Below are 20,780 nucleotides of genomic sequence, written 5' to 3' on the forward strand. Positions count from 1 at the left end.
GCGTTTGTGCCCTCCATTTTGTCGTGAACGACCCTCGGCGCCGTTGTGATGCGCCCAGAGTGTCGGTCTTACAAAGATGAGGTTGGCTACTTCGCTTGGGCACGAAGAAGAAACTTCGGGAAGCGGAACTCCACGTCACGTTGAGCCCCATTGAGGAAATAGTCTTGTCGATCGGACAATCGGTTGAACTTCCCCGAAACAACCCGGGGCGGCCTCATGCCGGAACGGTCGCCAGCGGGTATATGCCCTCTCAGAATTAGGCGGTCCGGTTGCCGAAGCCGGACTCATACTCTGGTCACGCGCACACGCCCGGTATTAGGCAACATCCCTCGCCTGCAGGGCGAATTCCGCATCCTCCCTCTCGTCGACCAGTTTCCCGTTCTCGATCACCAGACCGTAATGCTCTTCGGCAAGCATGCATAGGACCGCGACTTCGGCGCTGGCGGGATCGAAGAAGCGCGCGTCTTGCGAGGCTGACCAGAACACTGCCCCATCGAGACATTGCGCTCGCCAGCACAGGCTATAGTCTATCGGCAAATGAAAAGACTTGAAAACATGAGGTAGAACGTGCGGATCGTGGATAACGTGACGACCTTGCTTGGCGACGACCTAAAATCTTCGCTCAAAGGTGCCGATCGTCTATCGATCGCCGCGGCCTACTTTTCAATTTATGCATACGAAGCGCTAAGAGACCAACTCGAAGAAATCGATGAGTTTCGGTTTATCTTTACATCTCCAACGTTTGTTCCAAACGGCGCGGTGGATAAGATTAGAAAAGAGCGTCGTCAGTTTTTTATTCCAAGTGAGATAAGAGAGGGAGCAGTATCCGGCGGTGAGTTTGAAATAAAGCTTCGTAACAAAATGACACAGCGGGCGGTCGCTCGCGAATGCGCGAATTGGATTCGAAGGAAAGCCCGTTTCCGGTCTAACGCCACCAGCGCGCCCATGCAGCAGTTTGCTCATGTTGAAAAGCCGGCGAGCGACACCGCCTACACGCCTCTTTCTGGCTTCACCGCAGTGGACCTCGGTTACCAAGCCGGGGATGCCCTTTCGAGCCTTTCGCAAGCTATCGACGAACCCCAGTTCACAAAGACTTACCTCAGCCTATTCGATCAATTGTGGTCCGATGGCGAGAAGCTTAGTGATGTGACTTCGCAGGTTTTGGATCATATCGAGTCTGTCTATCAGGAGAACAGTCCCGAAAGAATTTACTTTGTAATCCTCTACAACTTGTTTTCAGACTTCCTCTCAGAGGTGGACGAGGATGTCTTGCCGAATGACAAGACAGGATATCAGGATAGCTTGGTTTGGAAAAAGCTCTTTAATTACCAGAAAGATGCTGCGGTAGGTATTATTAACAAATTGGAAACCTATAATGGTTGCATCCTTGCCGACAGCGTTGGGCTCGGTAAGACTTTCACCGCTCTGGCGGTCGTAAAATACTATGAACTTCGAAATCGAGATGTTCTGGTTCTGTGCCCTAAAAAACTTGCGGACAATTGGCGGAACTATAACGCAAATCTCACCACAAACATCTTTGCGAAGGACCGTTTTCGATACGACGTGCTCTGCCATACCGATTTGTCGCGAACATCCGGTGAATCGTTTGGCATGCGTCTCGATCGGATAAACTGGGGAAACTACGACCTTGTTGTAATTGATGAATCTCATAACTTTCGAAATAATGATGTCTACAAGGATCGGGAAACCCGATACCAGCGCTTGATGAACAAGGTGATCCGCTCTGGGGTCAAGACCAAGGTCCTGATGTTGTCCGCCACACCGGTCAACAATCGCTTCACCGACCTTCGCAACCAGCTTGCTCTGGCCTACGAAGGGCAGTCGGACGACTTGAGCAAAAACCTGCGGACAAAGACAAGTGTCGAGGAGATTTTCCGACGCGCGCAGACGGCATTCAATGCTTGGTCGGAGTTGCCCCCAGAGCAGCGAACAGCTGCAACTATCCTGCGGAAGTTGGACTTCGACTTTTTTGAGCTTCTGGATGCCGTCACAATCGCCCGATCTCGCAAGCATATCGAAACCTTTTATGATACTGCTGATATCGGAACGTTTCCGGATCGCCGGACACCCTTGTCGCATCACCTGCCCATCACGGCACGCCAAGATATTATTGGCTTCGACGACATCTATAGCCAGCTGACAGCGCTAAAAATGGCAGTCTACGCTCCTGTCAATTATATTTATCCAAGCCGTGTCAGGAAATACGAAGAACTCTACGACACCAAGACCGAAGGCGGGAAGGGCACACTCAGGCAGGCTGACCGAGAGCGAAGCCTGCAAGCCCTCATGACCACCAACCTATTGAAGCGGCTCGAAAGTTCAGTTCACGCCTTTCGCATGACGCTCGGATCGCTTTCGAGCAATATCAAGAGCACCTTGGCCGCTATCGCTCGCTTTGAGGCCTCTGGTGGTTCCGACGCCATCATGGATCTTGAAATCGACGAAGCACTTGCCGACGAGGACGATGATCTCTCAGGCCTGTCAGTCGGAAAGAACGTGAAGATCGCACTCGCGGACATGGATGTCAAAGCTTGGAAGCAGGAGCTTTCCGCTGACCTGACCATCATCGATGGTTTGATCACTGAAATGAACCAAGTCGAGCCGGAGGACGACGCGAAGCTGCAGCATTTGATCAACGAGATCTCGGGAAAAATGGCTGAGCCGCTCAATCCTGGGAACCGCAAAATCATAGTATTTACAGCTTTCGCGGATACGGCGAAGTATCTCTATGCTCAACTGGCCCCCCATTTTGAAAAGGCAGCTGGGGTTCATTCTGGAATCGTCACGGGCACGGGCAACCCGAAGACGACCCTCGGAAAGCCTTATGATTTTCAGTCAGTTCTGACTCTGTTTTCACCGATCGCCAAGGAGAAGGATAAGATTCTCCCAGATGAGCCGACCGAGCTGGACATTCTGATCGCGACCGACTGCATCTCCGAAGGTCAGAACCTTCAGGACTGCGACTATCTGATAAACTACGATATCCACTGGAACCCGGTTCGCATCGTTCAACGGTTCGGACGGATCGACCGCATCGGCTCCCCGAACACATCGATTCAGCTGTCGAACTACTGGCCGGACATCTCGTTGGACGAGTATATCAACCTGAAGGAACGGGTTGAGAACCGGATGCACATTGTCGATGTGACCGGCACCGGGGAGGATAACGTTCTGACGGCCAAGAGCTCGGAGACAGCATACCGCAAGGAGCAGCTTCAGCGCCTCCAGAACGAAGTGATCGAGCTGGAAGACGTGAAGACCGGGATCTCGATCACGGATCTTGGCCTCAACGACTTCCGCATGGACCTACTCAATTACATCAAAGAGAACGGCGACCTCGCATCAGTGCCGAACGGGCTGCATGCCGTGGTGCCTTCCGACGCGAAGCGCGGGCTGGTTCCCGGGGTCATCTTTGCCCTGCGCAACATCCACGACACGGTGAACATCAACCAGCAGAACAGGCTCCACCCATACTATCTGGTCTACATCTCGGAAAACGGGGATGTGGTGGTGGATCAGACGCAGGTGAAGCGCCTGCTCGACCTGGTGCGGGCAAGCTGCAAATCACACCCTGTCCCTGTGAAGGATCTGTGCGAAGCCTTCAATGCCGAGACCAAGGATGGCCGGAGCATGGAGAAATACTCCGCGCTCCTAAGCGATGCCATTCGCTCGATGATCGAGGTGAAGGAGGAGCGCGACATCGACAGCCTGTTCGCGGGCGGCCACACCTCGGCCCTGACGCATACCATCGCGGGCATCGACGACTTCGAGCTGATTGCCTTCATCGTCGTGAGAGACCAGCTTTGACTGCGCTCTTCCGATATCCCGACCAGGCTCAGCTGAAGCGCGTGGTGCCGAAGGCCCGCATCTATGACGCTGTGGGCGCGAGCACGGCGCTGAAAGACCGTTTTGTGAAAGAGCTGGACCAGATCATCTGGGCCTACAAGCTCGCGCCAGAGACGATCCGATTGCCTGCAACCAAGCAGGTGCCGGAGATCCAAGTGTTCCGGCTGACGCTCAAGACCGCAGAGTTGCACCAGGACGTCCTGCGCGCGATAGATCGTGCGATCCCGTTCCCGCTGGTTTTCGAAATTCGCCGGGATGGTCAGATACAGGTCGCCGCGGCGCGCAAGCGCCCGTCTGAGGCAGACAGCACCAAGTGGGTGCTGGTTGGGGACCATCTGCGCAGCGAATGGTGCCCGGAAGAGACAGAGCGCGCGGCCCTGCCGGTGTCGCTGAACCTCGGCGGACTCTACGATCAGCTGCTCACGGCCCTGATGCCGATTGCGCCGGTCGCGGAAGAGGACATCGATGCGAGACTGGAGCGGCTGGAGGCGATCAAGGCCAAGGAACGCGAAATCAGCCAGTTGAAATCCAGGCTGAAACGCGAGACGCAATTCAACATCAAAATGACCTTGCACGGCCAGCTGCAAGAGGCGCAGAAGGCCTTTGACCATTTGAAAAAGCCCGAGTGAACAGGGTGGAGGAACGAGCATGAGTGACGAGATCGAAAAGCTGAAAATGCACAGCCCTGACCTGACACAGGACAACATCGCGAAGATCAAGGCGCTGTTCCCCGGATGTGTGACCGAGGCGCGGGACGAAGATGGCAAGCTGGCGTTGAAGGTAGATTTCGATCAGCTGCGGCAGGAGCTGTCTGACACCCTCGTTGAAGGACCGCAGGAACGTTATCACCTGAACTGGCCGGGCAAGCGCGAGGCGCTGATCACCGCCAACGCCCCCATCGCCAAAACCCTGCGCCCTGTACGCGAGGAAAGCGTGGATTTCGACACCACCCAGAACCTGTTCATCGAGGGGGATAACCTCGAGGCTTTGAAGCTTTTGCAGGAGACCTACCTGGGCAAGGTCAAGATGATCTACATTGACCCGCCATATAACACGGGCAGTGACTTTGTTTATGAAGACGATTTCAATGTAGGCCTTCACGCTTTCGAGTCTTCTTCAGGTGAGCGGAACGACGAAGGTTCGCGTTTAGTTGCAAATACAACGGCCAATGGACGCTTCCACTCTGATTGGCTAAGTATGCTATTTCCGAGACTAAAGCTCGCCCGGAGCCTTATGGCGTCTGACGGCATTATCGCCGTTTCCATTGATGACAACGAAGCAACCAGCCTTGGAAAAGTTCTCGAAGAAGTGTTCGGTGCGGAGAACTTTGTCGATTGCCTCGTTTGGAAAAAAAGATATGGCGGCGGCGCAAAAGAAAAGTTTATCGTGGGATTACATGAATATGTTTTTGTCTACGCGAGAGACATCTCGAATTTGGATCCTTTCTTTGTTCCTCTGACAGATGAAACCATCAAGCGATACTACACCCAACAAGACGAACAACATTCTGTTCGCGGTCCCTACCGTCTTCAACCACTGGAAGCTGCGAAAAGTATGGGTGAGCGAAAGAACCTTGTCTTCCCAGTGACTGCTCCAGACGGAACCGAAGTCTGGCCAAAACGACAATGGCTATGGGCAAGGGATCGTGTAGAAAAAGCTATTCTCGATGGTGAACTGGAGTTCAATAAATCAGTAGATGGTGAATACACGATTCACTCCAAGCAATACCTGAAGGACAAGTCCGGAGAAATGCGGCAAGGCAAACCTCTCTCGGTCGTGGAGGGAATATTCAACCAGCATGGAAGCAAGGAGATCGAGGAGCTCTTCGGCAATTCGCGCGTGTTCCCATACCCAAAACCATCTGACTTCATCAGGGCCCTGATTGAATTTGGAACGCAATCTGCTCCCAATCAGATCATTCTGGACTTTTTTGCAGGATCCGGCTCGAGCGCCCACGCCACCTTTAAGGCCAACTCTGAGGATGGTCGAAATCGCCAGATTATTTCGGTACAAATTCCAGAGGAGTGCGATCCAAAGTCTGATGCCGCAAAAGAAGGCTATGCAACTATCGCCGAAATTTCCAAGGAACGCATCCGCCGCGCGGGTCAGAAAATCCTCGAAGGCAAGTTTCATCCCGATTGGAACAAAGATATCGGCTTCCGCGTCCTGAAAATCGACAGTTCCAACATGGCTGACGTTTTCTACACACCGGACGCGACCTCGCAGAAAGACCTCCTCGCCAGCGTCGACAACATCAAGCCCGACCGCACGCCGGAAGACCTACTCTTCCAGGTGCTGGTCGATTGGGGCGTCGACCTGACCCTGCCGATCAGCAGTGAGACCATTGATGGCAAGACCGTCTTCAGCGTTGCCGGCACCGCCCTGATGGCCTGTTTTGATGACGGTGTGGACGAAGCACTGGTCAAGAAGCTCGCGGAGCGCGAGCCGATGCGAGTGGTGTTCAAGGACACCGGCTTCAAGGACGACGCGACCAAGATCAACGTGCGCCAGATCTTCAAATCCCTCTCGCCCGACACCGAAGTGAAGGCGATCTGAGATGAAGATCAAGTTCAAGTCTCAGCCTTATCAGCTCGACGCCGTGAACGCCGTGGTCGATTGCTTCAAGGGGCAACCGCGCCAGGACAACCTGAAATACACCATCGACCCCGGCAACACCCGCCAGATGCGGTCGACCGAGGATGGCTTCGGCAACGCCGACATCAAGCTGCCCGACGACGTGCTGCTCGAGAACGTCGTGGCGGTGCAGCGTGGCGCCATGCTGCCGCAATCGCAGTCACTGACGCATTACATCGATGCGAATGGCAGGGCCAAGCCGGCCACCTACAAGCCGGGTGCCAAGCTAAACCTTGATGTCGAGATGGAGACCGGCACCGGCAAGACGTACGTCTACATCCGCACGATGTTCGAGCTGTACAAACGCTATGGCTGGTCCAAGTTCATCATCATGGTGCCCAGCGTGGCGATCCGCGAGGGGGTCGCCAAGTCCCTGCAGATGACGGCTGAACACTTCCAACAGGAGTTCGGCAAGAAGATCCGGGCGTTCACCTACAACTCCAAGCGCCTGCACGAACTGGAGAGCTTCTCTTCCGACGCCGGGATCAATGTGATGGTGATCAACGTGCAGGCGTTCAACGCCACAGGCGCGGACAACCGGCGGATCTATGACGAGCTGGACGATTTCCAGTCCCGCCGCCCGATCGACGTGATTGCGAAGAACCGCCCGATCCTGATCATCGATGAGCCGCAAAAGATGGAGGGGCCGGCGACGCAGAAAGCCCTGCCCAAGTTCAGTCCGCTTTTCATCCTGCGCTACTCAGCAACGCATAAGACCATGCACAACAAGGTCCATCGCCTGGATGCCGTTGACGCCTTTAACCAGAAGCTGGTCAAGAAGATCGAGGTCCGCGGAATCGAGACCAAGGGCCTGACCGGCACGAACGCCTACCTTTATCTCGAAGGTATCGACATCTCGAAGTCGGCTCCTGTGGCGCGGGTCGAGCTGGAGGTGAAAACGGGAAGCGGCATCAAGCGGGTCCTTCGCAAGCTTGAGAGGGGACGCGACCTGTTCAACGTCTCAAAGGGGCTCGAGCAATACCGCGGCTTCGTCATCTCTGACATCGATGCCAGGGACGATACGCTCCACTTCACCAACGGTGATGTCCTGTCGGCCGGACAAGCCTCAAACGACGTGACAGAAGATGACAAGCGCAGGATCCAGATCCGGGAAACCATCGCGGCCCACTTGCGGCGGGAGCAGGCGCTCTTCGCCCGGGGGATAAAGGTTCTCTCCCTCTTTTTCATCGACGAAGTCGTCAAGTATCGCGACTATAAGCGGGCGGACGAAAAAGGCGAATACGCGCGGATCTTCGAAGAGGAGTATGCGAACGCAAGGGACGAGATCCTCGACGAGCTGCCTCTGGAGAACGAGGACTACCGCAAATACCTGGCTGACATTGACCATGCCAAGACCCATCGCGGCTACTTCTCCATCGACAAGAAGGGACGCATGACAGACCCCAAGGCCGCTGCGAGGGGCGAGTTGCAGGGGCAGTCGACGGAACCCAGCGACTATGATCTGATCCTGAAAGACAAGGAGCGCCTGCTGTCGTTCGACGAACCGACACGCTTCATCTTTTCTCACTCCGCCTTGCGCGAGGGTTGGGACAACCCGAACGTCTTCGTCATGTGCATGCTCAAGCACAACGAGAGCCAGAACACAATTTCTCGCCGGCAGGAGGTTGGGCGCGGCCTCCGCATATCGGTCAATAAGGTTGGCGAACGCATGGACTTGCCCGCCACGGTTCATGACATCAACGTGCTTACGGTGGTTGCGAGCGAGAGCTACAAGGGCTTCGTGTCCGGTCTCCAACAGGAAATCGTCGAGAACCTGTCGGAGCGCCCGAGAGCTGCGAATGCCGAGTATTTCGAAGGGAAATTGCTCAAGTCGGAAGACTCGGAACTGAAGGTCGACAAGGCGTTGGCCGGCAAGCTCGAGTTTTACCTGATCGCGAACGGCTATGTCGACGAAGACCGAGCCATCACCGCGAAGTATCATGACGCTCGGAAAGCCGAGACACTGGCGCAGTTGCCCGAGGCGTTCGCGGGGCACGAGGAGGAGGCCTTCAAGCTCGTGGACACGGTCTTCAACGGCCAGAAGGTGGCCGACATGTTCAATGATGGTCGCGCGCCGAAAAAGAACCCACTGAACGCCAACTTTCACAAGCAGGAGTTTCAGGAACTCTGGAGACGCATCAACCGAAAAGCCGTATATCAAGTCGAGTTCGAGACCGAAAAACTCGTCCAAAGTTGCGTCACAAGCCTGGATAAGAACCTCAGAAACATACCGGCGCTTCAATACCTGGTCACCGAAGGTACCTTGAATGACGGGGTGACCGACGAGGATCTCCGCAGTGGTCAGGCATTCGCGCAAGGCAGGGTCAAGTCCGAGCTGGGGCAAAGCGCTCATTCAAGAGTAAGCTATGACGTGGTCGGAAGTATTTCCGAGGCCACGAACCTGACGAGACGGACGATTGGAACCATCCTGTCCCGTATCGAACCGGCAATCTTCGGCCAATTCAATCGCAACCCGGAACAGTTTATTGCCGAAGCCGCGCATCGAATCAATGAGCAGAAGGCGGGCGCCATCGTCGAGCAGCTCACATATAGCGCGATTGAAGATGAGTATGACTCTACGATCTTCACAGCGGGCGAAACCGGAAACGACTTCAAGAAAGCGACAGACAAGTTGAATCACCATGTCTACGACTATGCGATCGTCGACTCCGACGTGGAGCGACGTTTCGTCAAGGACTTGGATACGAGCAGTGAGGTTGTGGTCTACTCAAAACTGCCAAGAGGTTTCCTTATTCCCACTCCGGTTGGTGACTACAATCCGGATTGGGCGATCGCCTTCAAGAAGGACGAGGTGAAGCACCTATATTTTGTCGCGGAAACAAAGTCCGAGTATCCCTCGATGAAAATGCGCGAACTTGAGAAAACAAAGATCGAATGCGCCCGAAAATTCTTTTCCGAAATTGGAGAGAGAATCGCGCAGGATAAGGTAAAATACGACGTCGCGACGAGCTATGCTGACCTCATGAATCTGGTCAAGGAAGCGACCTGATCTCGCAAGACGAATTACCGTGATACCTTCAATGCTATCCAAGGCTCTCGAGGCATTTCTGGGTCATGACTAAGGTTCGGCAATGTCTGGGCTTGGTTCCTGGTTCAGTCGTCTTGTCTGCCTTGGCGGCGCGACGCGCCAAGGCCAATGACCTGTCCCCCGCGAAATCCCTCACCGTAATTTAGAGTCTGCGCCAACTCTGAAGGAGCAGACCAATGCGAAAGAGCCGTTTCACCGAGGCGCAAATCATCGGAATGATCAAGGAGCAGGAGGCCCGGATGCCGACCACTGAGGTGTGCCGGAGGCATGGCCTCAGCACCGCCACGTTGTACAAGCTGAAGCCTGATGAAAGGTTGCGACGACTTGGCACCATTCCTGAGATCGGTCCCGTCACCGCCGACGCCGCTGGGCGTTCGCACCGGAGCTCGATACGTTCGACATCGGGCGCGGCTTTGCCGCCTGGCCTGATGCCGCAAAAGCGGTTGACGGATGGCAAGGCCAGACTGGGTTCGGTCAGTAAGATGGGTCAGATCGGCATCCGCCGATTTCTGATCGTCGGCACCATCAGCGTGCTCAGCTGGGAAGCGCCAACCAACTTGACGCTGTCGACGACGGACTAAGACTGACGCACGGAGTCCTGTCTGTACGTCCGCGATTCTAAGGCGACGACATCTTCGTGACGGTCAGGCGTATCGGGAGCGTGATCGGAGATGTATATTATTTTTGAGTGTAGCAAAATTAAAACACTCCTGTTCACCTCGAATCATGCCGATCGCCCTCAGAGCTCGCCATTTGCGCGCGATAAAGGGCAATGGCACCCGCTTAGCGGGTGTGCACGCAAGTGCACCAGAGTGCAATGCCGTCGGCTGCACAGAGGAAGGGATTCTCCAACAGAAACCCCTTTTTTTATTGATTTTCTGGATCAAAGATCGACGATCGCCCTCCTGAAAAGTTCGCGGACTCTGGACCTGTAGCTGGGGCGTGCTTCTCAGCGCGCAACCAAATTTTCCGCGACGCATCCGGAAAAATTGTAAGAGAATTCTCGGGCCAGAACCGCACTTCCTCCGTTTTCCACAGGAGCCACGTCGAAGAAACTGGTAGCAACGGGAAAAAACCTTTGACGCCTGGGAGATCTCCCTTTTGCCCTTTTTCGACGATGCAACTTCTGACAGAAAACAGTTCGTTGCATCTGGTGAACTGAGCGGCCGTCTACAGCAGGGGTTAGTGGCTGGTGCTCTCAGCTTCCTGAGGATCCTTTTCGGCATGGTCTGTTTAGGATCACTTTTTTCCATCGGCTGCGCTCATGTGTGGCCTCTTCGGGAAATGCTCCGGGGCATTTGAAGAACGGCACCTCACACCCAAGTTGGGCAATTCCGAACTGGGTTTCTGATTAGCCTTGGCCGGCTGTGTCGCGTGCGGGTCTTTTCTCCGGGGAAGAGGCGCAGCATGGTGAAGATCAACGGTAGATTTGTCCTCCTTAGATTCCAATTCTTCGGATGGCCTTTGCAACGTTCTCGACCCTTGCTGACGATGTCAGAAGCTGCGTCATTCAGGGCCAAAGAACCCGCGCAGCGCCCGCAAGAAAAAAGTATCCAACGCGTTGGAAAAATCCCGCTTCGCTGCGTGCGAAAGCATCGAATTGCAAGGGAGAAAGCGTGTCCAAAGCGAGGTCCGCGCGCCAGCTTAACTCGCCCCCCGGCTGATGCATTTGAAATCGAGGGAAACGTTCAATCCGCTGAAGGTTGGCTTCCTGACGTCACTGCCGACGCTTGGAAAAGGGAATACCTATTTTCCGTGCCCGCGCGGACTTTCATTGGTGAACGGGATCGGTGTCATGACAACCTTGCACGAGGGTTTCGGATTCCCATTCCGTGCCGGGGGGCGGTTGGCCGATCGTAAGCACGGATCGCGTTTTCGCACTATAGAACCGCACAAGCCACAGAACCCCTCCATCACCGTCGACGCTGAGACTGCGTGGCTGCCATTGGCCCAAACACGACGACCACTTGTTCTTAGCTGTAGAAGAACGAGACCACCCGCGCCGGAAAATTCTCCTAAATAGAAGGCCTCTGCGAGGAGCCTCAAGTCGGAAAATCCGGGCCAAACAACGTCAAGCAGTGAATGCAACTTCTCGCAGATCAACTCATGCTGGGTTCGATTGATCATCGGCCTAAGAACGGAGTTTTTGTCCGTTGCCAGCACGGAAATTCGGGGCTCGTCGCCGCTCGTAGGATACGGTTCATCCTGCCGGCTAATCTGTACCGCGTCCCGCGGCCGATGTTTCATCGAGCACTACATGGAACGTCTCGTCCTGCGCTGACCTGCGGGCGGAATTTCGTGGTCTTTTTTCCAACTTGGTGTCAAGAGAAGCGGTTTCCTGGTGGCCCCGTCCATAGTTCACATGAGCCCCCTTGGAGCGACAGATTTGGCAAGTGCTTCCGCTTGGACGCGAACGGCCCTTCAATGGGTAAGTACTCGAGCTTTGCGTTCTCGGATGGAGATATCGGTCGCTCAAAAATCGTCATGCGCCGTCTTTACAGGGGCGAGCGAGAGAGGCTCCTTTCGTCACGCCAATCGCAACAAAGGAGCATTGCCATGGAATACGACTACCTCGTACCAATCGCCGAGACTTCGTCCGGCAGCTGTCACCCACCTCGATACCGAAGTGCTTTCATCCAAGAGCCACCCAAATATCCGTTAACGACCGCGGGAGCTGCAGATGAGTTGGGCATCTCGCGGCGCGAACTGTTCAACACGCTCGCTCGCTATGCACACGTAAGAGGCATCGTTGAGAAACATGGCCGGAAGAACCTGTTCTATCGCGAGAACATCGAGATGATCAGGGCCCTTCGTCGCCAGAGCGCGTCGGACAATTCCCTTAATCTGAAGAACTCGCCAAGGACCGCCGTTAATGTGGAGTACGAACGGTTCGTGGCCGAGCTGAGGAAGAAGCGGAAAGGAGGTCGGCATGCTTGATTTTACTCACGGATTCTCTGACGAAGACCGCAGAGACGAGCTGTTTTTTATCGCTGCCAGAGAATTCCAACAGGTCACCGAGGACCCTCGTCCGTTCGACCGGCTAATCGAATATGCAGGGCCTTCGATCTCATTTCGTCAAACGCTCGATCGAGAGTGGCGTGCTCGAGCTGTTGAAGTGCTGCATCCGGGCTGCAAGCCCAGCACGATCCAGCGCAATTTTCTCGGCCCTTTGGGGTCGCTTGAAAGGCACCTGATCAATCAGAGACGCAAGAATGGCTGTGACACGCGTCGAATGTTCTGGCTCACGCCAGAGCAGGCAGAAGATCTGCTGGCTGTCGCTGGCACGCCGGAGCGCTATGGGGTCAAGGACCCACAGCGGCGGATACGCACTGCCATGGCGTTCCTGCTCGGGACTGGCTGCCGGACAGGCGAGGCCTTCGTCGTTGATGCCGAGGACATCAACTGGAACACGCGTGAATGCTTGGTCCGTGGCGAGCGGGAGGGGGCCGGAAAGACTAAGGCAAGCACGCGCCTCGTTTATCTTCCGTCGAAGGCGACCGACTACATGGAATGCTTGCCCGCCAAAGGGCCGATCATCCTCAATCGCAAAGGTCAACCTTTCACGCTCCGGTACAAGGGCGGCGGTCAGATCCGAAGGGAGTTCCAAAAACTGCGAGAGGCGGCGGACCTCCCGAAGGAATGCACGCCCCATTCATTGCGACATTCGTATGCCACATGGACTTATGCCGTCACGAAAGACATGAAACTTCTGATGAGCCGTGGAGGCTGGGCAAAGCACGATACTGCGCTCCGCTACACCAAACTGGCGCCTTCGGACCTACCGATGCGACTGAAATCCTACGGCTGGGACTTTGGGAATGATTTGGACAACTGAAAGGGGGAAAGGTTCTATGGCTCTGATTATAGAGCCTTTTCCCGAATGTGTCGCTCCCTTAGCAGGGGAGCGCCTTCGACCACTCGGCCACGTCTCCACCGACGCGTATAGCCAAGGAAACATAGGGGGTACAAGGCGAAAATTCCCGTTTTTGAAATTTTCCTATTTGGGCATGACAGGCGTCAAAATGGCTCTTAGTGGCACTGAATGGCGCGGGGTTTGGGGAATATTGGGTCAATTTCCCTGACAGGTAAAGCGCCTTGAACTGCGTCAAGGTGAGTGTGCGCAGGCATCGCGGCGCGCGAGGGCAAGGGATCAAAAGGCGTTTCGATCTACGCAGGCGCGAACCGGTTTTCTTTTTGCAGGGCGGGTTGGTCATGAAAACCGTCAGCAATGATCCGGGTTTAGCGAGCCAGAAGTGCTAGTCGAATAATGGAGGATGTCGTCTGTCAAGGCCGCGCGTAGGATCGCAGTTTTGTTCAACACCCCCGCGCCACGGCATGACATATCAAAACCCCAAAAGACCCAGCCGCATCCATTATGCGGAACGATACCGCAAGCTTTTGTTCGGTCATCTCAATCGGCCGCGCAAGGTCGGTTATGATTTGCAGGCATGAAGCCCGAGTGCGGATCAAGTGCTGGATCTGAACTTTGGCCATCGCCGCGTTGGTTGACTGATGGCGGAAACCGGTATCGGTGTTGAGCGGTGGAGGAGTTGCAAGGTGACAACCGACGGCATCCCGGCCTTCAGCATCGCGCCGAACCTGTTGGCGCGGCGCTTCGCGGCCCTCGACAATCGCCCTCCGACGGCGCAGTCTTTGTCACAGAAAATCCCGTAAGGCGGCATGAACCCAACCACATTCCATCTTGGCCAAGCCGCAATCCTGTCCTGAAACCTAGGCGATTTCATCCGAGAGAGGCGCGTAAGGCACGCAGGGCTTGCCGATAACGGCTTTCGGCAACAAGTATGCTCATTGTCCCTGTTGGCGGCCGTCCAAATTGGTGTATCATTCGACAAACACACAATATTGCAGGAGTTTCCGGCGTGTCAAAGGCGGGCAAAGACAATGCGGTCCCGGAAAAGATCACCCGACGCAAATTGTCGGACCAGGTTCTGGATCGTTTGCGCGATATGATCACCAGCAACGAATTGATGCCGGGCGATGCGATGCCATCGGAACGGGCCTTGATGGAACGGTTCGGCGTGGGGCGTCCCGCGGTGCGCGAGGCGCTGCAATCGTTGCACAACAGCGGGCTGATCACCATCAGCCACGGCGAACGGTCGCGGGTGAACGAGATTGATGCCGGCACGGTGCTGAGCCAATCTGACGACATCGCGCGGTTGGTTCTGTCTGCCGCGCCGGGCAATCTGGATCACCTGAAAGAGGCGCGTCGCATGTTCGAATTGGGCATGGTGCGCAATGCGGCGGCGCGGGCCTCGGCCAAGGATGTGGCGGATCTGCGCGCCTTGATCGAATTGCAGCGCAGCTTTCTGAAAAACGACATGGCGGCCTTTGTGCAGACCGATGTGCGGTTTCACGCGCGGATTGCGGCGATTTCCGACAATCCGATTGTTCTGTCGGTGTCCAATGCGATGTTGGGCTGGCTGTTTGAATACCACGACGGCGTCCTGCATTGGCAGGGCAATGAAAAGGTCACCCTGGACGAACACAGCAAGGTCACCGACTGTATCGAAGCCCACGATGTGGACGGCGCGGTTGCGATCATGGGGCAGCACCTTGATCGCTCCAGCGCGGCGTTCCGGCGCAGCGGCTAGGCTTCGTTCAATCGTCGCTGCAGGGCATCCCGGCCACACCCCAGGCCAGCACGTCGTTGATATGCTCCTGAAGCGAATAGGGGGCCGGTTCGCGTCCACCACCCGGTGACCAGGCCCAATGCAGGATCACATCATGATCCAGATGCTCGGCAATCTCGCGATAGCTGCGGTCACCGTTCAGATCGCGGTTGCGCAGCTGGTGACAGATGTCTTCCGAGGATTTGCCAAACCAATGGGCCTCAACCGGCGGCAATTGCCAGTCCGAAGTCACCTGCGGCGCCATATGCGGCGCGTCATTGGCGCGGGTGCCGGTTGTGGCGTGGCAGGTGCTACAGGCCAGAAACTCCGCGCCGATCCGGCTCTCGCCGCCATTGATGTTCATCCCATGCGGGCGGGGGCGGCCATAGCTGGGGCCGGACCACATCGGAATATTGTCCGGTCCGACATGGCAATTGGAACAGCGCGGGTGCGAGGTGACCTGATAAATCCGCGACCAGGCCGCAAGACCGTCGGCGCGGCTGACAGAGGCGGGCGGCGTGATAGTGACGTTTTCGCCCTCGGCAAAGACGGGCAGGGCCAGCAGACCGGCGGCACAAAGGACAAGATGTTTCATGGGCGCTCTCATGCGAAATCGACGAATTTGTTGAAAGGCATTTCCCGCAGACGCGTGCCCGTGGCGGCAAAGATCGCCCCCGCCAGCGCCGCAGCGGCGGGCGGCACTGGTGGCTCGCCAATACCGCGGACCTGATCACCGTTTTCCAGACCGCGCACCATGATGTCCGGGCATTGATAGAGCCGCATGCCTTCATAGGCGTGGTAATTACTCTGTTCGGCAATGCCGTCCGCATAGGTGATTTCACAGTTCATGGCATGACCAAGGGCAAAGATGACCCCACCCTGAACCAGATTTTCAAAGTTCACCGGATCGACCACGCGACCGACCTCGGCCGCGACCCAGACCTTGTCCAGCTTGAGGCCGGCCTCGGTTTGGCTGACCTCGATCACCTCGGCGCAGGGCACGCCGAAACTGGTGGTCAGCGCCACGCCACGCCCGCGCCCGTTGCCAAGCGGACCGTCCCAGGACGACATGTCTGCCACTGCCTCCAGCGCTTTTTGCGCCAGATCGTCATTCACCAGCCGCAACCGTTCTTCGAGCGGATCTGCCCCGGCGGCAAAAATCAATTCGTCCAGCGCGGCGTTCTGAAAGAACCCGGCATGGGATGCGCCCACCGACCGCCAAGACGAAATCGGTGCCAGCGGCGCGGCACGGTATCCGGTGACGCGATGGTGCGGGATGGCAAAGGGCGCGTTCCATGCGCCAGCGACAATCTGGCTGTCCGGGCCGGGCATCGAAATGCCCTGACGGCCCATTTGTGAAACGATGACAGAGGGACAGGCGATCGACAGATCCATCGCCTCGACCTGGCCATTTGTCACCTTGCCGCGCAGCCGGGCCATGGCGATCTGGCGGGGGAAGTCGTGGGTCATGTCTTCTTCGCGGGCATAGGTCAGCTTGATCGGAACGCCCTTCAACTGTACCGCGATTTCCGTCGCCTGTTTCACCACCTCATCTTCCAATCGGTGCCCGAAAGAGCCGCCCATCATCTGCACATGCAGGGTGACGGCGTCGGCCTCGATCCCGGCGATCCGGGCGACATTGGTTTGCACAAAGCGCGGGATCTGCGTGCCGGTCCAGACCTCTGCGGTGGTGTCATCGACGCGGACAATGGCGCTGATCGGTTCCAGCGGCGCATGTGCCAGATAGGGCGCGCGGTATTCGGCTTCGATGATCTTGCCACCCGACAGGGCGCTGTCGACATCGCCATCGTCGCGCTGGCGGCTGTCCTGATGGTCGTCGGTAAACGCATCTGACAGCGCCTGCCAATGGCCCGCCATTGTGGCGGGCATGTTCGATGTGTCACCCCAGTCCGGCACAACCATCTGCGCCGCCTGAAAGGCGCGCCAGGTATTGTCGGCCACCACCGCAAAGCCGCCCGTCACCGGCAGCACCGCCTTTACGCCGCGCATCTTTTCGGCCTCGGTCGCATCAAAGCGGTTCAATGCGCCGCCCTGCGCCGGGTTCAACACAACCGTGGCCTGCAACATGCCGGGAACGTCCAGATCAATCCCATAGTCGAGCGTGCCGGTGCATTTGCCCAGCATGTCGATCCGCTGCATCGGTTTGCCGATATAGCGCCACTGCGCGGGGGCGCGCAGCGGTACATCCTGGACCACGTCCATCCCGGCCACAACCCCGGCCAGATCGCCATAGGCAATGGCGCGCCCATCGGGCAGGATCACCGCGCCGTTTTCGGTTCTGATGTCACTGACCGCGATCCCTGTCTGATCCGCCGCCGCCAGTTTGAGCGTTTCGCGCGCCGAAGCAGCGGCTGCGCGCAGTTTGTCGAATTGATCTGCCACGGTGGTGGAGCCGCCGGTGATCTGCATGCCCATCACCTTCATCACCGCGCCAAGGCCGCCTTCGACCATGTCCCGCATCATTCCCTGGGCCGGAATGGTGAATTCCGCCGCTTCGGGGGCCAGCGCCGTGTTCCAATAGGCCGCGCTGGGCGGGCCGGGGTCGACACGCACCTCCGCCAGATCAAGGTCCAGCTCTTCGGCCAGCAAGACCGCCTGGACATGATAGGCGCCCTGACCCTTGTCCGCGCGCGGGGTGATCAGCGTCACGCCATCGCCGTCAATCCGCACATAGGGCGTCAGCGCCGCTTGTCCCGGCTCCAGATCGCCCAGCAGCGGGTTTTCATGCGGGCGGCGCACGGTATAGACGCCAAAGGCCACACCGCCGGCAACCGCCGCAGTGCCAACCAGAAAAGCGCGGCGGGTCAAGGTCTTTAGACGGCCCATCTCATGCCTCTTTCATTTGTGCGGCGGCGGTATGGATCGCAGCCCGAATGCGGGGATAGGTGCCACACCGGCAAAGATTGCCGGACATCACTATGTCGATCACCTCGTCTGTGGGGGCTGGATCATTTTCCAGAAGGGCGGCGGCCTGCATGATCTGACCGGACTGGCAATAGCCGCATTGCGCCACCTGATGTTCGACCCAGGCGGCCTGCACCGCATGCAGCGCGTTCGGCTGGCCCAGCCCGGTAATGGTCAACACCTCTGCGCCCTCGGCATCCCCGGCCGCAATCTGACAGGACCGCACCGCCGCGCCATCCAGATGCACCGTGCACGCGCCGCATTGCGCAATGCCACAGCCGTATTTCACGCCGGTGAGTTTCAATTCATCACGCAGCACCCAAAGCAGCGGCATGTCGTCTTCGACATCCACTTCATGTGCCACACCATCTACCGTAAGCTTCATGTCCGACGCTGCCCCTTGGCTGAATTTCAATCATTCGCTAAGGGATAGATAGCAGGCAAAGCCGCGACGACGAGTGACCAATCGTGCCAATCGACAAACAAATCGTGCCAGGGGCGGTTTGCAGTCTTTCCCCCGCGCGGGCGGCGGTGCAATCCTTCTGGCCATGATGATGTCCCCCCCAATTTCGCGCGCGCGGTATCAGGTTGGCCAAACCGTCCTGCGGCTGTGCCAGTATCTGGATCTGCCGCCAGAGCGGATTTGCCTGCGGGCGGGCCTGTCGCCTGACATGTTTTCCGGCGAAGACAGGGGCGCCACCATAGAGCAGGTGTTTGCGCTTTGGGCTGCGGTCGAGGTCGAGGTGGACAAACCCGACATGCCGCTGGATCTGGCGCGGTTCGCGGCGCGCATCGGGTTTGCGCCGGCCTGTTTTGCCTTTGCCTGTAGTCCCGATGTCGGGACCGGGTTGGAACGGCTGGCCAAGTTCAAACCGCTGGTGGGGCCGGTGCTGTTGGACAGTGGCCACGTGCCAGACGGGTTTACGGTCACCCTGCGCTCGCCTGATCCCGATTTGCCGCATCCCCCCGCCATGGCGGCGTTCGAAATTGTCTATGTCATGGAGTTGCTGCGCAATCATACCGGCCAGGACATCACCGCCCTGGCCGCGCGATTGCCGGCGGGGCATGGATTGCAAACCGCGCTGTCCGGGTATCTGGGATGCCCTGTAGATGCGGGACCATTCGCAGAGCTGCTTTTGCCACCCGATGTGGCGGGGCTGGCGTTGTTGTCGCGTGATCCGGCGCTTTGGGCGGTGTTCGAGCCTGATTTGCGGCGGCAATTGGGGGATCTTGGCTCTGTTCAGACCCTGGACACCCGCGTGCGTCAGGTGCTTTTGGAACTGTTGCCCAGCGGCCAATCCAATGCCGATGTGGTCGCGACCCGGCTGAACCTGTCAAAACGCAGCTTGCATCGGCGATTGTCCGAAATTGGCATTCCGTTTCAATCCATTCTGAACAACACGCGGCGGGAATTGGCCCTGCATTACCTGGCGCGGGCCGACATCAGTTTTGACGAAATTTCCTTTCTTCTGGGGTTTGCGGACCCGAATTCTTTCTTTCGGGCGTTTCGCGGCTGGACCGGTCAGACACCGATGCAATGCCGCTTGGATTTGGTTGGTGCGCTCGGCGGGGCAGGGCGGTCTGTGGGACGGTCTGTAGGGCGGTCGGCCTGATCGGATGGTTCGGGTTTGACCGTCTTGGGGTCTGTGGCTAGGGTTCGCGGCAATGCCGGGTGCGACCGGGACGACATCCAGGGGAAGAACATGCGCATCTTGTTGATCCATACCGGTGGCACCATTGGCATGGCCGCCACCGAGGCCGGCTTCGCCCCCAAGGCGGGCGTGGTCGAGGCGGCAGTGGCCAGCATGGTCGCGGATGGCCGGGTCACCGCCTTGGTCGAGCTTGTGACGATGGACCCGTTGATCGACAGTTCCGAAGCGACCCCCAAAGACTGGGCCGCCATCGCCGCACAGGTGTTTGACGCAGAGGGCAAATATGACGCGGTGGTGGTGACCCATGGCACCGATACGCTGGCGTTTTCGGCCGCCGCGCTGTGCCTGTCTTTGCCGGGTGTGACACTTCCGGTGATCGTGACCGGGTCGATGGTGCCATTGACCGTGCCCGACAGCGACGGTTGGGGCAATCTTGCGGATGCACTGCACGCGGCGGAACATGCCGAGCCCGGTATCTGGGTGCAATTCGCCGGTCAGCTGTTGCATGGCGGGCGGGTGCGAAAGGCGCATTCAACGGCGCCAAATGCCTTTTGTGCGGCGTCCAGCGATGTGGCCCCGCGAATTGCCGCGGCGGCACCGGTGCTTCAGCGTGTTGACCAATGCAATGTCGCGGTTCTGACGGTGACACCGGGGGGCAGCAGCGCCCTGATGGACTATGGCTGTAGCCAATGTGACGGCATTGTCCTGCGGGTCTATGGCTCTGGCACCGCGCCCGACACAGCGGCGCTGCGCCGCGCCTTGGCCACAGCCCAATCCCGAAAGATCCCTGTAATCGCGATCAGCCAATGCCCCGAAGGCGGCATGCGGTTTGGCACCTATGCCTCGGGCCAGATCTTGCCCGATTGCGATGTGATCGACGGGCGCGATACGACGTTGGAAATGGCCTATGTCAAAATGCAATTTGCCTTGTCATTGCACCGCGACTATCCGGCGCAACGTGCATACCTGGAACGTGCTTTGTGCGGCGAACGGGGCATGTGACACGGGCGCTTGAAACGTTCG

13 protein-coding genes and 1 pseudogene are annotated in these 20,780 nt (G+C 57.4%); 10 read left to right on the forward strand and 4 right to left on the reverse strand.

Features of this window, described 5'->3' with window-relative positions:
• Positions 1-315: 315 nt before the first annotated feature.
• Entirely contained in the window at positions 316-486 is a 171-nt protein-coding gene (locus Q4577_RS20665; protein WP_303472469.1) for a hypothetical protein, read from the reverse strand.
• Between the two features lie 81 nt (positions 487-567).
• Between Q4577_RS20665 and Q4577_RS20670 the strand changes: the two genes are divergently transcribed.
• From Q4577_RS20670 to nanR, 8 genes and pseudogenes are all read left to right on the forward strand, one after another.
• Positions 568-3,828 (forward strand): helicase-related protein, encoded by a 3,261-nt coding sequence (locus tag Q4577_RS20670; protein WP_303472471.1) that lies wholly within the window; start codon positions 568-570, stop codon positions 3,826-3,828.
• Positions 3,825-4,496 (forward strand): DUF4391 domain-containing protein, encoded by a 672-nt coding sequence (locus Q4577_RS20675; RefSeq protein ID WP_303472473.1) that lies wholly within the window; start codon positions 3,825-3,827, stop codon positions 4,494-4,496. The genes Q4577_RS20670 and Q4577_RS20675 overlap by 4 nt, the downstream gene beginning before the upstream one ends.
• 19 nt (positions 4,497-4,515) lie before the next feature.
• The gene (locus Q4577_RS20680) at positions 4,516-6,423 is read left to right on the forward strand and encodes a site-specific DNA-methyltransferase (RefSeq protein WP_303472475.1); all 1,908 of its coding nucleotides are present in this window, start codon (positions 4,516-4,518) and stop codon (positions 6,421-6,423) included.
• A gap of 1 nt (position 6,424) precedes the next feature.
• Entirely contained in the window at positions 6,425-9,511 is a 3,087-nt protein-coding gene (locus Q4577_RS20685) for a type III restriction-modification system endonuclease (RefSeq protein ID WP_303472477.1), read from the forward strand.
• A 215-nt stretch (positions 9,512-9,726) separates the two neighbouring features.
• Positions 9,727-9,852, forward strand: a pseudogene (locus Q4577_RS20690) (transposase); the annotation flags it as partial.
• A 2,254-nt stretch (positions 9,853-12,106) separates the two neighbouring features.
• Entirely contained in the window at positions 12,107-12,487 is a 381-nt protein-coding gene (locus tag Q4577_RS20695) for a hypothetical protein (RefSeq protein ID WP_303472479.1), read from the forward strand.
• Positions 12,480-13,385: a site-specific integrase gene (locus Q4577_RS20700; RefSeq protein ID WP_303472480.1), complete on the forward strand. Its 906-nt coding sequence runs from the start codon at positions 12,480-12,482 to the stop codon at positions 13,383-13,385. The genes Q4577_RS20695 and Q4577_RS20700 overlap by 8 nt, the downstream gene beginning before the upstream one ends.
• Before the next feature lie 1,045 nt (positions 13,386-14,430).
• Positions 14,431-15,162 carry a transcriptional regulator NanR gene (gene nanR / locus Q4577_RS20705; RefSeq protein ID WP_244691542.1) on the forward strand — a complete coding sequence of 244 codons (732 nt, stop codon included), beginning with the start codon at positions 14,431-14,433 and terminating at the stop codon, positions 15,160-15,162.
• Positions 15,163-15,169: 7 nt separating this feature from the next.
• Here nanR and Q4577_RS20710 read toward each other — a convergent pair whose 3' ends face one another.
• From Q4577_RS20710 to Q4577_RS20720, 3 genes are read right to left on the reverse strand one after another with little or no spacing between them, the layout of a single operon-like run.
• A complete protein-coding gene (locus tag Q4577_RS20710) occupies positions 15,170-15,775 on the reverse strand; it encodes a hypothetical protein (RefSeq protein ID WP_303472483.1) in 606 nt (201 codons plus the stop codon).
• Between the two features lie 8 nt (positions 15,776-15,783).
• On the reverse strand, positions 15,784-18,027 hold the full coding sequence (locus Q4577_RS20715; protein ID WP_303472485.1) for a molybdopterin cofactor-binding domain-containing protein: 2,244 nt from the start codon (positions 18,025-18,027) through the stop codon (positions 15,784-15,786).
• Between the two features lies 1 nt (position 18,028).
• The gene (locus Q4577_RS20720; protein WP_303472487.1) at positions 18,029-18,490 is read right to left on the reverse strand and encodes a (2Fe-2S)-binding protein; all 462 of its coding nucleotides are present in this window, start codon (positions 18,488-18,490) and stop codon (positions 18,029-18,031) included.
• 169 nt (positions 18,491-18,659) lie between these two features.
• Between Q4577_RS20720 and Q4577_RS20725 the strand changes: the two genes are divergently transcribed.
• Together Q4577_RS20725 and Q4577_RS20730 are read left to right on the forward strand one after the other, a co-directional pair.
• Entirely contained in the window at positions 18,660-19,718 is a 1,059-nt protein-coding gene (locus Q4577_RS20725; protein ID WP_303472489.1) for an AraC family transcriptional regulator, read from the forward strand.
• Positions 19,719-19,808: 90 nt separating this feature from the next.
• The gene (locus tag Q4577_RS20730; RefSeq protein ID WP_303472491.1) at positions 19,809-20,759 is read left to right on the forward strand and encodes an asparaginase; all 951 of its coding nucleotides are present in this window, start codon (positions 19,809-19,811) and stop codon (positions 20,757-20,759) included.
• Positions 20,760-20,780 lie beyond the last annotated feature (21 nt).

The sequence above is a fragment of the Marinovum sp. 2_MG-2023 genome (assembly GCF_030548265.1).
Lineage (GTDB): Bacteria > Pseudomonadota > Alphaproteobacteria > Rhodobacterales > Rhodobacteraceae > Marinovum.

Coding starts and splice junctions, on each gene's coding strand:
- Q4577_RS20700 (WP_303472480.1), top strand. CDS start 12,480: ATGCTTGATTTTACTCACGGATTCTCTGACGAAGACCGCAGAGACGAG.
- Q4577_RS20715 (WP_303472485.1), bottom strand. CDS start 18,027: ATGGGCCGTCTAAAGACCTTGACCCGCCGCGCTTTTCTGGTTGGCACT.
- Q4577_RS20695 (WP_303472479.1), top strand. CDS start 12,107: ATGGAATACGACTACCTCGTACCAATCGCCGAGACTTCGTCCGGCAGC.
- Q4577_RS20730 (WP_303472491.1), top strand. CDS start 19,809: ATGCGCATCTTGTTGATCCATACCGGTGGCACCATTGGCATGGCCGCC.
- Q4577_RS20710 (WP_303472483.1), bottom strand. CDS start 15,775: ATGAAACATCTTGTCCTTTGTGCCGCCGGTCTGCTGGCCCTGCCCGTC.
- Q4577_RS20725 (WP_303472489.1), top strand. CDS start 18,660: ATGTCCCCCCCAATTTCGCGCGCGCGGTATCAGGTTGGCCAAACCGTC.
- Q4577_RS20720 (WP_303472487.1), bottom strand. CDS start 18,490: ATGAAGCTTACGGTAGATGGTGTGGCACATGAAGTGGATGTCGAAGAC.
- Q4577_RS20680 (WP_303472475.1), top strand. CDS start 4,516: ATGAGTGACGAGATCGAAAAGCTGAAAATGCACAGCCCTGACCTGACA.
- Q4577_RS20685 (WP_303472477.1), top strand. CDS start 6,425: ATGAAGATCAAGTTCAAGTCTCAGCCTTATCAGCTCGACGCCGTGAAC.